This is a genomic window from Microlunatus panaciterrae, assembly GCF_016907535.1.
Lineage (GTDB): Bacteria > Actinomycetota > Actinomycetes > Propionibacteriales > Propionibacteriaceae > Microlunatus > Microlunatus panaciterrae.
This window is the reverse complement of the sequence record NZ_JAFBCF010000001.1, coordinates 3,029,207-3,042,867: the sequence shown is the minus strand read 5'-3', so window position 1 is coordinate 3,042,867 and position 13,661 is coordinate 3,029,207. Positions and strand designations below refer to the sequence as shown.

Genomic DNA, 13,661 nt, shown 5'->3' with positions numbered 1-13,661 from the left:
AGCAACAGCCATGACCGACACCGAGAACCCGAGCGCCGAGACGAGCACGCCGCAGCAGAGCGACCTCGACTACAAGATCAACCTGCTGTTCGGCGGGTCCGTCGTCCGCAAAGACCTCGTAAAGGCCGTCAAGGGCAACGCGATCGTCCCCTCCTACGTTCTGGAGTACCTGCTCGGCCAGTACGCCGCGTCCGATGACGAAGCGACGATCCAAGCCGGCATCGACGCGGTGCGCAAGATTCTTGCGGACCACTACGTGCACCGCAACGAGTCGGAATTGGTGAAGTCCACCATCCGAGAGAAGGGCCGGCACCGGATCATCGACAAGGTCACGGTGACGCTGAACGACAAGCAGGACGTGTACCAGGCGTCGTTCGCCAACCTCGGGCTGGGCGGCGTGATCGTCGAACCGGCGACGGTGAAGGCGAACCCGAAGCTGCTCGTCGGCGGCGTGTGGTGCATCTGCGACATCGAGTACTCCCACAGCGATGACACCAGGGTCGTGCCGTGGATGCTGGGGAGCCTGAAGCCGATCCAGATGTCGAGCTTCGACTACGAGGGCTACCTCGCCTCGCGGGAAGGCTTCAATACTGAGGAGTGGATCGACCTGCTGATCCAGTCCATCGGGTTCAACCCCGAGATGTTCGGACGGCGCGCCAAGCTGCTTCAGCTCGTCCGGCTCATCCCGTTCGTCGAGCGCAACTACAACCTCGTCGAGCTGGGACCGAAGGGCACAGGCAAGTCCCACATCTACTCCGAGTTTTCACCCCACGGCATGTTGATCTCCGGCGGCGAGGTCACCGTCCCGAAGCTCTTCGTCAACAACGCCAACGGACGCATCGGCCTGGTCGGCTATTGGGACGTCGTCGCGTTCGACGAGTTCGCAGGCAAGAAGAAGCGCACCGACAAGGCACTCGTCGACATCATGAAGAACTACATGGCGAACAAGTCATTCTCCCGTGGCGTCGAGACTCTCGGAGCAGAGGCGTCGATGGTCTTCGTCGGCAACACCTCGCACACCGTGCCCTACATGCTCAAGCACTCCGACCTGTTCGACGAGCTACCCGAGGTCTACCACGACTCCGCCTACCTCGACCGCCTCCACTTCTACATCCCCGGCTGGGAGATCGACACGATCCGCAGCGAGATGTTTTCCTCCGGCTACGGCTTCGTCGTCGACTTCATCGCCGAGGTACTGCGGTCGATGCGTAACACCGACTACTCCGACCGATACCAGCACCACTTCACCCTCGGATCAGACATCTCCACGCGAGACCGCGACGGGATCCACAAGACCTTCTCCGGTCTGATGAAGCTCATCTACCCCAACGGCGAGGCGACCCCAGCAGAGATCGAGGAACTGCTCCGCTTCGCCATCGAGGGGCGCAAACGCGTCAAAGACCAAATCCTGCGGATCGACACCACGATGGCCGCCGTCAACTTCGGCTACGCCGACAAGCCAGGCACATGGCACAGCGTCACCACGCTGGAAGAGGACGAGTACGCCGACTACTACCAGGCCCGCCGCCCCGAGACCGAGGACGGCACCGATTCGTCTGCCCCCTCCGAGCTGGCGGGCGAGGAGGCCGGAGTTCCGGCCCCGACGGCGGTCGACGTAGCGCCCCAGCTGTTCGAGGGCCACCGCGAGTTCCAGGAGAACCAGCGCGGGGTCTCCTACGAGACGCTGCTCATGCCGTACCTGCGCAGCGCGACGGAGATCACCATCGTCGATCCCTACATCCGCCTACCGCACCAGGGGCGCAACCTCGTCGACCTACTCGCACTATTGGCAGCGAGCAAAGACCCCGCCGACGAGATCGCGGTGAAGCTGGTGACCAAGGAGGACCGCGGCGAGTACGCCCAGCAGCACCTCCTCATGCTCAAGGACATCCAAGACAGCGCCGCCACCGTGGGTATCAAGTTCACCGTCACCTGGGACGAGACCATCCACGACCGGTCTATCCGCACCGACCACGGCTGGAAACTCCTCCTCGGCCGGGGCCTCGACATCTTCCAGAAGGGCTCCGGTAGCCAGTTCGACCTCGGCTCCCGCCGCCAGGAGTTCCGCCAGGTCTTCGCGTTCGGCATCACCTACATCCTTGAGACCGCAGCTGAGGCGAACAGATGAAGGTTCGCCAGCTGGAAATCGAGAACTTCCGCGGTGTCTGCTTAGGCAAGGTTGTCTTCGCAGACAACACTCTGTTGGTTGGTGGGAACAACGTCGGCAAGTCAACCGTGTGCGAGGCTCTTGACCTCGTCCTCGGGCCAGAGCGCACGAGTCGACGCCCAGTTGTGGACGAGCACGACTTCCACAGAAGCACATACGTAGACGCTGACAAGACGGCCATCCCGATCGTCATTCGCGCAGTCGTTGTTGACCTGCCCGACGAAGCACGCCGAAGGTTCGGAGGGCACCTCCGACGGTGGAATGACACAGATCGGGCCTTCGTCGATGAACTTGACGACGGCGCGGAGCACGCTGACGACGAGGGCGTAACCTGGGCGCTTCCGGTCTCCTTCCGAGCGCGATATGACGCGGTCGAGGACGACTTTGAAGCAGATACCTTCTTTGAGCACCCGCTTCCAGAACTTGACGAACTTGACGACGAAGAGGCGGCTTCACTCGGCGAAGGACGCGATCGTTTCACCAGGGCTCACAAGCGGCTCTGCGGATTCGTGTATCTCCGCGCACTGCGCACTGGATCGCGAGCGCTTGGTCTCCAGCGCGGTTCACTCCTCGACACGGTTCTCCGTCTGAGCGAGGAGGGCTCAGCCGAGATGTGGATGGAAACGCTTCGGCAGATGCGCGACCTCGACCCGGCGATCGGCGCAATCCCAGGCCTAGAGTCCCTCCTCACTCAGATTCGCGAACGAGCAGGCGGTTTTGTTCGGCTGGCGGGCAACGATGACGCCACGGCCTTCTTCGCCTCGGACCTCACGCGTGAGCACCTCCGGGAAGTCGTCAGGCTGTTCGTCGCGACGGGGCCAAGCGATCACGCCGTCCCCTTTACCCGGCAAGGGACCGGCACCGTCAACCTTCTGGTCTTCGCGTTGCTCACGATGATCGCTGACTTGAAAGAGCGACAGTCCGTCATCTTCGCGATGGAAGAGCCCGAGATCGCGCTGCCTCCGCACACTCAACGCCGAGTTGCGCGGTTCGTGAAGAAGGAAATGGGGCAGGCCATCGTGACGTCGCACTCGCCGTATGTCATTGAGCAGTTCGAACCGGACGAGATCGTCATGCTGAGCCACGGGTCCAGGGGAGTTGTGGCTGGCTCGCCCATCGACCCCGCCGGCATCAAATTGAAGAGCTATCGCAGCCAGCGACGCCAGTTCTCTGAGGCGATCTTGAGCCGAGGCGTCCTCGTCGTCGAAGGCGAGACGGAGGCATCCATTATTCCAGTCGCAGCAGCAGTGCTGGAGAAGTCGGACGCTGGTTACGTTCACCCAGACCCTGCAGGCGTAACCATCTTCACAGCGAATGGCGACGGTGATGTGCCCCGATGGGCACCGATCCTCCGAGCTCTTGGCAAGGTCCCATTCGGAATGGTCGACAAGCAGACCACACCGTACACCGGGGGAAATGCCGTGTCACTCAAGTCCTTCGAGGAGTTCTGGGAGTCGCCGGTCGAAGGCATCGAAGAACTGATCGTCTCCCAGCTACCGACCGCGGTGCTGCGGCGCTTCATGGACAAGGCCGTTCAGCTGCCTGATTTCCCGGCACATCAAGCGAAGTACGACTCTTGGGTCACGGACGCCGACCTCCCCGAGATCGCGCTGAAGACTCTGGAAGCGCGCAAGGGCGATGCCTACGGCTACGCCGCGTTGCTCATCGAAGGCTGTCAGAGCCGGGATGACCTGCCGGAGTTCCTGGTTGCTGCACTCGAACGGATCAACGAAGTCCTTACACCAGCAGCTACTCCCACTGACGCGCATGGACAACCAGTTGACGATGAGGCTGCTGACGGGGACGAATGAACATCATTCTCTCCGACGTTGGCCTGTCCGCACTTGAGGCGGACGGGACCGTGCTCGTCACCGGCGGCCCTGGATCGGGGAAGACTACTCTCGCACTCCTCAAAGCTCAGCGGCAGATCGCCGCGCTGGAGGGCGGTCAAGAGGTCCTCTTCCTGAGCTTCTCGCGAGCTGCCGTTCGACAGGTGCTTCTGAGATGCAAGGACATCCTCACCGCCAAGGAGCGCAAGCAGATCGCAGTGAGGACATATCACGCCTTCTGCATGGACATCCTCAGGAGTCACGGTCGTCTTCTCAACGGGAGGCATCCAACCATCCTGTTCCCTGGCCCCGAACGGCTCGCCAAGGCAAAGCATGAGGGCGATTGGGCGATAGAAGTGCAGCGACTGGCTGTTGAGGATGGGAGATACGCCTTCTCCACCTTCGCCGATCGCGCTGCCGACCTCCTCGCCCGCTCGTCGAGCCTTCGCGAGCTGATCTCAGAGATGTACCCGATCGTCATCGTCGACGAGTTTCAGGACACCGACGACGCGCAGTGGGCATTGGTGCAGCAACTCGCGCTCAACAGCACTCTGGTAACACTCGCCGATCCCGACCAACGGATTTTCGACTATCAGGCGGACATCGATCCACGTCGGCTGGACCAGTACCGTGCAACGTTCACCCCGAAAGAGTTCGATTTCGGCGGAGCCAATCACCGCAGTCCCAACGCGAGCATCTTGTCCTTTGCGGATGCAGTCATGGCGAACGAGACGCTGCCGACCACGAGCGATGTGAAGCAACTCTCCACGTACCCAAGGAATCACGAAGCCTCCGTACATGCTGCCGTCACGTGGATGCTGTCGCAGCTCAGAAAGGCGGGAATCGAACATCCAAGCGTCGCTGTTCTCGGTCGGTCGAATGGCTACGTCAGCGACATCTCGCTCATGCTTGGCAAGGAGCACACGTACAACCAGCACCTGTTGAAGCCGCTGGAACATCACGTCGTGCGGGACGCGGAGTTGACGGCCGCGGCTGCCCAAGTTGTGGCTTCGATCCTTGAGTGGCCCCTCCACGACGTCACATCGGCGGCGGCTACCACTCTCGACTGCATTGCGGACTTCTACGATATGAAGAACGCGGAGCACCCAAGCAATTCTGCTCAGAACATCGCCGCCAGTTACCGCGCGGCAGCGTCGAACGTCAGGGCAGGGAAGGAACCTCGATCAGGAGCCGCGAAGGCAGTGAAGCGCGCCTGCGAGGCTGGCCTCGCATTCCGCGGCGATGCAATCGCCGACTGGCTCACTGCGCGCGCGGTTCTGGAATCTAGCGACAAACTCGCTGAACTGCTCACGGCCGCGCGGTTCAGGCTCTTCAGAGCAACCGACGAGATCGGCGGGCGGTTAGCAGCACAGTGGGCTGAAACCGGAACTTACCAAGGTGCCCGAATCATCGTGCAACGCGCACTCAATCTGGGAAAGCTGCTGGCGACCGAGACCGAGCCTCGTGGCGTTGTGCTGATGACCTTGCACAAGTCCAAGGGCAAGGAGTTCGATGGCGTCGTCATCGTTGAGGGCCAGTACGCCGGGGCGTTCTTCAATGAGAAGCGGGAAAGACCTCCCTTCGCTGCGACTCGCCGCCTTCTCCGCGTCGGGATCACCCGAGCACGTCACCAGGTCGTACTCGTCCGCCCAAGTACCGCGCCACCTCTAACGCTTCCCCCTGGGACTGAAGGCTCGGCAGCATGAAGGCGCGACACGACTGGAGTCCCGAGGCGCGTGATCAGTTCTTCGGCCCTGAACCGAGGAGCGATGATCCGCTGCCCGCGCACTCCGAGGCAGTTGCATGTTGCCGCTCGGTTCTGCGCGAAGCTCACCGCGGGAGCGTTCGTGCCCTGAGAAGCCACGAGACCACCGCATACCTCCTTGACTTCGTGGAAGCCGCTGCCATCGCGGACACCACTACAGCCGGTCGACCGATGCGAGTGGTTCTCATGGGTCGCACGATGGCCGGCAAGAGCACACTTCTGGCGGCACTCACCGGCGGGTCTGCGGAGAGAATCGGTGTCGGAGCTCAGCGCACCTCCCGCGATGTGTTCGCAGCTCCCGCCCTCGATCTTCAGGAAGTCGAGATCGTGGACACGCCCGGTGTTGGAGCCAAGGATGGAGCTGAGGACGTCGCCCTTGCGATGGCAGAAGTTCCAGGTGCCGACCTGGTGTTGTGGGTCGCCAGCAACGACTCCTTCCAGGAAGAGACGGCTCAGGCGCTCCGTGCCGTGGCGTTCCGAGGCAAGCCCGTCGTGGTCGCCTTGAACTGCCGCGCACGCCTCTTCGATGAACTCGATCGTGAGGACTTCCTGGATGATCCCGCGTCCGTGTTCGACCAGCACCAAGGACACTTCGAGACGATCCGCGCTCACCTCTCGGCCGCAGGAGTCCAACCTTTGGCCGAGGTGATGCTGCATGCCGAAGCGGCGCGGCAAGCTCGAACCGATGAAGAGTTCGGCTCTGGCCTCAAGAGCGCGAGTAGGGTCCAGCATCTTCTAGACACACTTGAGCAGGAGTCGCGGGTCCACCGAATCGCTCGCCGGGTGCTTCGGGCCACTGACGAGGTGCGCGTTCAAGCTCAGATGCTGAGCGAAGTCCTAGCCGACAGCGAGCAGCAGATTCGGGACCTCGTGCGTGTTGCGCGAGGACTCCGAAAGGACCAGCAACTCCGCGCCGCACGGCTAGTGGACGCCTGCCAGCAGCGCGTGGAAGACGATACGGTCCGCATGATTGGCCAGCGGCACGGATGGCACCAGACCATCGCCGACTTCGGTCCGCAGGTGGCGGGGAAGTGGGAAGAAGAACAGGACTCGCTCATCGCTGAGCTCGATCAGGCTTTGACCTCGCACCTCAACGAACTCTTACGGGCCATCGCCGAGGCAAACAGCGCCGCCGAGCAGGAGTGGTCAACGGCCACTCTGGCCGCTCCCCGGATCGAAGGACTGCGGGACTTCCGCGGCCTCTGGAAGCGACGCGCTGCGGGTGCGGTAGTCGGTGCTGGCGGGGCGCTCGCCGCGGCCCTGCTGGGCGCGAAAGTAGGAGCCCTCGCCGGAGGCGCATTTGGAGGGCCGATCGGAGCCGGTGTCGGGTTGATCGTGGGAGGGGTCGGCACCGCCCTGGTCAGCCCGCTTCGAAAGAAGGTGCAGTCCCTATTCAAGGGGAAGGGCAGAATCCTTGAAGAGAACCGAGAACTGCTGCGCGTTGAAATCGGCAACGTCCTGGAGGAGATGGAGCGCCAGGCTCGTACCCAGACCGACACCATCATCGGACGTATCCGCGCCGATCTGTCCTCAACCGCAGAGCAACGGGCTGAGGCGGAGGTAGCTGTGCTTGATGTAGCCGAGCTCCTAGCAGGTCAACAGAAGCTCATCAGCGCCGCCACAGCAGCACTCGACCACGACACGGCCGTCTGCCTCCTCCAGGTCGACGGACGGCCGCGTCTGGCCGCGTCTGTCGAGCGGGTCACGAGACTCGCCGGCGTGTGCATCGCGGTCGAGGTGACTGAGCAATCCTTCGCGGAATCCTGGCTCTTCCCGCCCTCGTCACCCGAGGTCATGACGTTCGGGCGACCTCCGTCTCCCGAGATACCCGGCGCGCGCGCTGCTTCATATGTACTTGGCCTGACCGAGCAAGTGCCGAAGGTGTTGCGCGCGCACACTGACCGCACCTCCGTCACGATCGATGCCCTCGTGCCCGAACCCGTCCTAGCTGCGTGGTCGGCAACACTCTCGGACCATCTGGGTACCCAGATCACAATCGCTCGCCCCAACTCGCTAGGAGTCCCCCGGAATGAATGACCTGCTATTTCACGCTGCCCCTGCAGCCGTACGCGACCTCTCCCAACGCCTGACGGAGCTGCTCGGCCAGCTTCCCTCAGACGAGCGGTCGAAGCTCCTTGGCCTCCTCGTCGTTGACGAACACGAACGTCCGCGGATGGTTCTCACCGGGCAATACAGCAGCGGGAAATCGACTCTCATCAAGGCGCTTACCGACGAAGCGGCCGAGGTTGTCATCGACTCCGGAGTCGCGACCGACCAGGTCCAGGTGTTCGACTGGGACGGACTGGTCGACCTCGTTGACACACCTGGTGTGCAAGCGGGCTTGTCAGAACACGACCGCCTGGCCGAAGAGGCGCTCCGTACCGCCGACCTGGTCCTGTTCGCTGTCACCGTCGATCTCTTCGATGACAGATCGGTCGAGCACCTGCGTCACATCACCGAAGACCTGCGGAAGGCGCCGCAGCTCCTGGTAGTCATCACCAAGAGCCGCACGCTTCACGCCGCTGACGGTGTACGCGAAGCTGCGGTCCGAGCAGCACTCGGCACATTTGCGGATCAGGTGCCTTGGGCCGAGTGCGATGCCAAGACTTACCTTGATGGCCTCCACGAGAACGATCCGCTTCGCGCTACCCGCCGTATCGAGGCATCCGGCATGGCGGAAGTGACAGACACGATCAACCAAATCGCCCGAGAGCGTGGGGAACTGGCCCGTTTCCGCGTTCCTCTTCAGCAGATCGCGTTGGCCGCTGGCGAAGCGTTGGCCGCGCTAACCGATGACCCAGATGAGGAGGCGGTCCTCACCGTGCTGGCACGGCAGCGTAGGGCACTGACGAATCGCCGTGGGCTTCTCGACTCGGCTCTCGACCGAGAGGCATCAGAGTTTCGTTCAGCATGCATCCGAGCTGTCGAGACACTGGCGGACACCGCCGAGTCCATCGAGGAGTCTGAGAACCCTGACTGGTCCAAGCTTGAAGCCGCCTCTGACACGCTGAACGCTCAGCTATCCGCGGCCAACCAGCGATTCACCGATGGAGTGCATGCCGTCGTGAGCTCGCAACTCGCGGACTTCACCTCCGAGGTGCGCGAGATTGAAGCCTCGCCATACGCTCACCAGTTGCGAGAGCTGGACGTTCAGGGCGTCGTTGAGGCGCAGGAAATCCCAGCAGACACACGGTTGGTGCGAGACACAGGCCGCAGGCAGCGACGAGTAACTGCCTGGGGGCCGAAAGCGGCAGAACACTTGAAGAGCTTCCAGAAGAGCTGGGGCGCTGGCGATGGCATCAAGCAAGCAGCCGGCAGCAGCGGTCATCAGATCGTGTACAAGGTGGGCAAGCTCGCGGGGTGGAAGTTCGAACCCTGGCAGGCCGTCCGCTGGGCAAACAACATTGGAAGGTTCGCCAAAGCTGGAGCCTTTGTCCTGCCGGTCGCGCTGGAAGCGTATGCAGTGGTCAGTGACGAGCGCCAGGAGTTGCGAGTCACGAAAGAGAAGCTTCGCCGCCGGAGTGCCCTGGTCGGCAGAGTTTTGGCACAATGCGACGAGATCTCACAGTCTGCGCTTGCTCAGGTGCGGGCGGAACTCGATGCCGAGTTCGACGCAGCCGTGCGGGAGATCGACACCGTGAACTTGTCGGTGCGCGACAACCAGGTTCTCCGTAGCGACCTGAACCGCGACATCGGTGCGATACAGGCGGAAGCCACAGCGGTGCTCGACCGACTCGGCGTACCGGCCGGGGAGACGTGAAGCGCCAGGGCCGCCGTTGCAGGTGAACAGCGACTCGTTCGTGAGTCACAAGTCGCCACCGACGTCCGGTTGGTGTAATGAGCGCTCCGGCTGACGGTCGTCCTCGACAGGCGCTCCTCGTCGAGGACGAACGCCGAGCTTGTCACCTGCCAGGTGCACGATCCCGACACACGCCCACCGCCCGTACTCACCGACCTGAGCCACTTAGGCCGACGCCCCATCGAGACCGCCGCTGAAGCCCTCTGTCTGTGGCCGCAGCTCCGACCCCCGCTGAGGCCACACGCCTCTTGCAGGTCGAGGGAGACGGCTCGATCGCTCCACAAGTCACAGGGCGCGAATGCCTACCTGCCCGGCAGGACCGGGAGGTTGTGGCATGACGGTTTCGATGCGCGTGATGTCGGCGGGAGACGGCTACAAGTACTTGCTCAAGACGATCGCGGCGGCCGACGGCGATAGGCCGCTGTCAACACCTCTGACGCGCTACTACGTGGCGGCCGGTACGCCGCCTGGCCATTGGCTCGGCCTCGGAGTCACGTCCCTTGGCCGCGGGGAGCTGACGGCCGGTGATCGCGTCTCAGAGCCGCAACTCCAACTCTTGATGGGAATGGGCCGCGATCCGATCACCGGCGATCCGCTCGGCTTGGCATTCCCGGTCTACAGGACTCCGGTGGAACGGATCGAGTCCCGGATCGCCGACCTTGATCCTCGTTGACGCCTGGTGCGAAGGGTGAAGCTGTCGCGCAGATCGTGGCGGACGAGACCGCGCGCGGAAGGCGACGTGCGGTGGCGGGGTTCGACTTCACGTTCTCGATCCCGAAATCCGCTTCGGTGGTGTGGGCGGTCGCTGATGCAGGGGTGCAGGCGCTGATTGGTGAGGCGCACCATCGCGCCGTTGCGGAGGTGGTTGCGTTCATGGAACGCGAGGTTGCGGCCACCCGCACCGGCGCAACCGCCGGGGACGGTGCGGTTGCACAGGTCGACGTCACCGGGCTCATCGCCACGGCGTTTGATCACTTCGACTCCCGCGCCGGCGACCCCCATCTCCATACGCATGTCGTCATGAGTAACAAGGTCAAGACCGTCCTCGACGGCAGGTGGCGCTCGCTCGACGGCAGGCCGATGTACGCCGCCGTCGTCGCCCTCTCCGAGCTGCACGAAGCGGTGTTCGCTGACCACATGACCCGCACCTTCGGCGTGGCATGGGAGGCCAGAGAGATGGGGCGCGACCGTAACCCAGCCTGGGCGATCGCCGGGGTGCCGGAACAGCTGATCGCAGAGTTCTCCACCCGTGCACGCCATATCGACGCCGAGACTGACAGTCTCATCGCCGACTACGTCGCCAAGCATGGGCGGCGTCCGACGCCGGCGGCGATCATGAAGCTCAGGGCCCAAGCCACGCTGAGCACCCGGCCCGAGAAGCAGGTCCGATCCCTTGCCGACCTCACCTCGGAGTGGAGAACTCGCGCGACCAAGACGCTGGGCCAGGACGCGACGATGTGGCCGCGCGACCTCACCGACAACGACAAGCCACTGCTCCTGTGCGCCGACGACGTTCCACTCGACATCATCGGCGAGCTGGGCCGTTCGGTCGTGGAGGTAGTCGGCGAGAAGCGCTCGACGTGGCGCCGGTGGAACCTCATGGCCGAGGCATCCAGGCAGACGATGGGCTGGCGGTTCGCCACCATACAGGATCGAGAAGCCATCGTCGCGATGGTCTCCGACGCCGCCGAGCTCGCCTCGCTCCGGCTGACGCCGCCTGAGCTCGCCACCTCCCCCGTCGTCTTCCGCAGACCGGACGGCACCTCGGTGTTCCGCCCGAAGACCTCGACGGTGTTCACCTCGGAGACCCAACTTGCGGCCGAGGACAGACTGCTCGAACGCGCCAGCTTGCTGACCGGCCCCACGGTGACGCTGACCACGGTCGAGCAGATCGCGCACAGGCCCGATGAGGACGGTCGGATGCTCGGCGACGACCAAGCCGACGCCTTGACGCGGATCGCCGTGTCGGGGCGGATGGTTGACATGCTGGTCGGTCCCGCCGGCGCGGGCAAGACCACCGCCATGAACGCTCTCCGCCGGGCCTGGGAGACTGAGCATGGCGCCGGTTCGGTCGTCGGTCTCGCGCCATCGGCCGTAGCCGCCCACGTACTTGCCGACGAACTGGGGATCGCGACCGAGAACACCGCGAAGTGGTGGCAGAACCACCTCCTCCACGGCACCACGTTCGAGGCAGGTCAGCTCGTCATCATTAACGAGGCTTCACTGGCGGGCACCCTCTCGCTCGACCGCATCACGCACCTTGCTCAGAGGGCTGGAGCGAAGGTGCCACTGGTCGGCGACCACGCCCAGCTGCAATCCGTGGACGCCGGCGGCGCGTTCGCGATGATCGCCCGAGACCGGCACGACACCCCCGAGCTGGTCGACGTCCACCGCTTCACCCACAGATGGGAGAAGAGCGCCTCACTCGGCCTCCGCCACGGACGCACCCATGCCATCGACGCCTACCTCGCGCATCGGCGCATCCACGATGGCGACGCGGAGACCATGACGGATGCCGCCTACAGCGCCTGGCGCACCGACCGCGATGCGGGCCTGGTGTCGGTGCTGATCGCTGAGACCCGCGAGGAGGTGACCGCCCTCAACCGTCGAGCCCGGGCCGACTTGATCCTCAATGGCTCCCTGAACCCCGACAGCGAGGTCGAGCTGCACGACGGAACAGGCGCCGGTGTCGGAGACACGATCATCACCCGAAAGAACGACCGGAAGCTCCACACCATCACGGGGCGGGACTGGGTGCGCAACGGCGACGTCTGGATCATCGCAGCCGTCGGTGACGACGGGACCATCACCATCGCGCGCGACCGCGGGGTCGGCACCGGTGTCCGCGACGACGGAACCATCACGACCCGCAGACGAGGACGTAGGTTCGGCGGGAGCATCCTGCTCCCAGCGGCGTACGTGGCCGAGCACGTCGATCTCGGCTACGCAGTCACCGCCTGCCGCGCCCAAGGCGTCACGACCGACACGGCGCACGTGTTGGTCGAGCCGACCTCAACCAGGGAGAACTTCTACGTCGCGATGACCCGAGGACGGCACTCGAACCACGCCTATGTCACCCTGGACCGCGCCAACGACCATGCACAGCGTCACCCCGGCGACGATCCCGACGCCACCGCGCGAAGCGTGCTCTACGGCGTTCTGCAACACAGCGGAGCCGAGCTATCGGCGCACGAGACCATCGCCGCCGAGCAGGAACAGTGGGGCTCGATCGCCCAGCTCGCAGCCGAGTACGAAACCATCGCCGCCGCAGCCCAACACGACCGCTGGGCCACCCTCGTCCGTGGTTCTGGACTCACCGACGAGCAAGCAGACAGCGCCATCGCTTCCGAGGCGTTCGGTCCGCTCGCCGCCGAACTCCGCCGCGCCGAAGCCAACCACCACGATCTCGACGCGCTTCTGCCGCGTCTCGTCGCAGCCCGCGGGTTCGGTGACGCCGACGACATCGCTGCCGTCCTCCACTACCGCTTCGAGCGAGCAACCGCCCGCCCCGCTGGATCAGGGCGGACCCACAAGCCACCGCGCCTCATCGTAGGCATCGTTCCGCAGGCGCGCGGAGTCACGGACGCCGAAATGCGAGAGGCGCTCAACGAACGAGAGGCCCTGATCGAGGCCCGCGCCGACGCCGTGCTCGACACCGCACTGACTGAGGCAGCGCCCTGGACCAAGGCGCTCGGCGCGCCGCCCCGAGACCGTCAGCAGGTCACGAGGTGGCGAAAGGCCGCGCGAGTGGTCGCCGCCTATCGAGACCGTTACCAAGTCAGCGACGACACACCCCTCGGTGTTCCGCCCGAGTCGGCCGCGCAGAAGATCGACGCCGCGCGGGCAAGGGCTGCTCTCGACAAGGCGCTCCATGTCTCCGCCGATGCGAACCGTCCAGCAGAGGTAGGTAGCCGCCGCCCCACACCCTCGGATACTCACACGCGGAGTCAGTCTCAGGCAGGGCGCAGCATCTGATCCTTCCAGATGCCGCTGGCGCGGCGTAATGTTGGAGGCGAGGTGGATTTCTCCTTACCTTTGGGCCGTTCGCGGCAGACCTCCGGGTCACTCTTCACGCACCGTCTCGACGACGTGCTCGCGTGT

7 protein-coding genes are annotated in these 13,661 nt (G+C 64.1%); all 7 read left to right on the top strand.

Translation table 11 applies throughout. The features are described 5' to 3' along the window. The first annotated feature begins 10 nt into the window (after positions 1-10). The 7 genes from brxL to mobF all read left to right on the top strand — a co-directional run bounded on the left by brxL (position 11) and on the right by mobF (position 13,535). A complete protein-coding gene (gene brxL, locus JOE57_RS13920) occupies positions 11-2,128 on the top strand; it encodes a BREX system Lon protease-like protein BrxL (RefSeq protein WP_204918873.1) in 2,118 nt (705 codons plus the stop codon). Beyond that, complete coding sequence (locus tag JOE57_RS13915) at positions 2,125-3,978, top strand: ATP-dependent nuclease (protein ID WP_204918872.1); 1,854 nt, start codon at positions 2,125-2,127, stop codon at positions 3,976-3,978. The genes brxL and JOE57_RS13915 overlap by 4 nt, the downstream gene beginning before the upstream one ends. Further along, positions 3,975-5,702, top strand: a complete 1,728-nt coding sequence (locus JOE57_RS13910; protein WP_204918870.1) for a UvrD-helicase domain-containing protein — start codon at positions 3,975-3,977, stop codon at positions 5,700-5,702. The genes JOE57_RS13915 and JOE57_RS13910 overlap by 4 nt, the downstream gene beginning before the upstream one ends. After that, a complete protein-coding gene (locus tag JOE57_RS13905) occupies positions 5,699-7,798 on the top strand; it encodes a GTPase domain-containing protein (protein WP_204918868.1) in 2,100 nt (699 codons plus the stop codon). Before JOE57_RS13910 ends, JOE57_RS13905 begins: the two co-directional genes overlap by 4 nt. Beyond that, a complete protein-coding gene (locus JOE57_RS13900; protein ID WP_204918866.1) occupies positions 7,791-9,521 on the top strand; it encodes a GTPase domain-containing protein in 1,731 nt (576 codons plus the stop codon). The genes JOE57_RS13905 and JOE57_RS13900 overlap by 8 nt, the downstream gene beginning before the upstream one ends. Positions 9,522-9,894: 373 nt before the next feature. Next, complete coding sequence (locus JOE57_RS13895; protein WP_204918864.1) at positions 9,895-10,233, top strand: relaxase domain-containing protein; 339 nt, start codon at positions 9,895-9,897, stop codon at positions 10,231-10,233. A 71-nt stretch (positions 10,234-10,304) separates the two neighbouring features. Then, on the top strand, positions 10,305-13,535 hold the full coding sequence (gene mobF, locus JOE57_RS13890; protein ID WP_204918862.1) for a MobF family relaxase: 3,231 nt from the start codon (positions 10,305-10,307) through the stop codon (positions 13,533-13,535). Positions 13,536-13,661 lie beyond the last annotated feature (126 nt).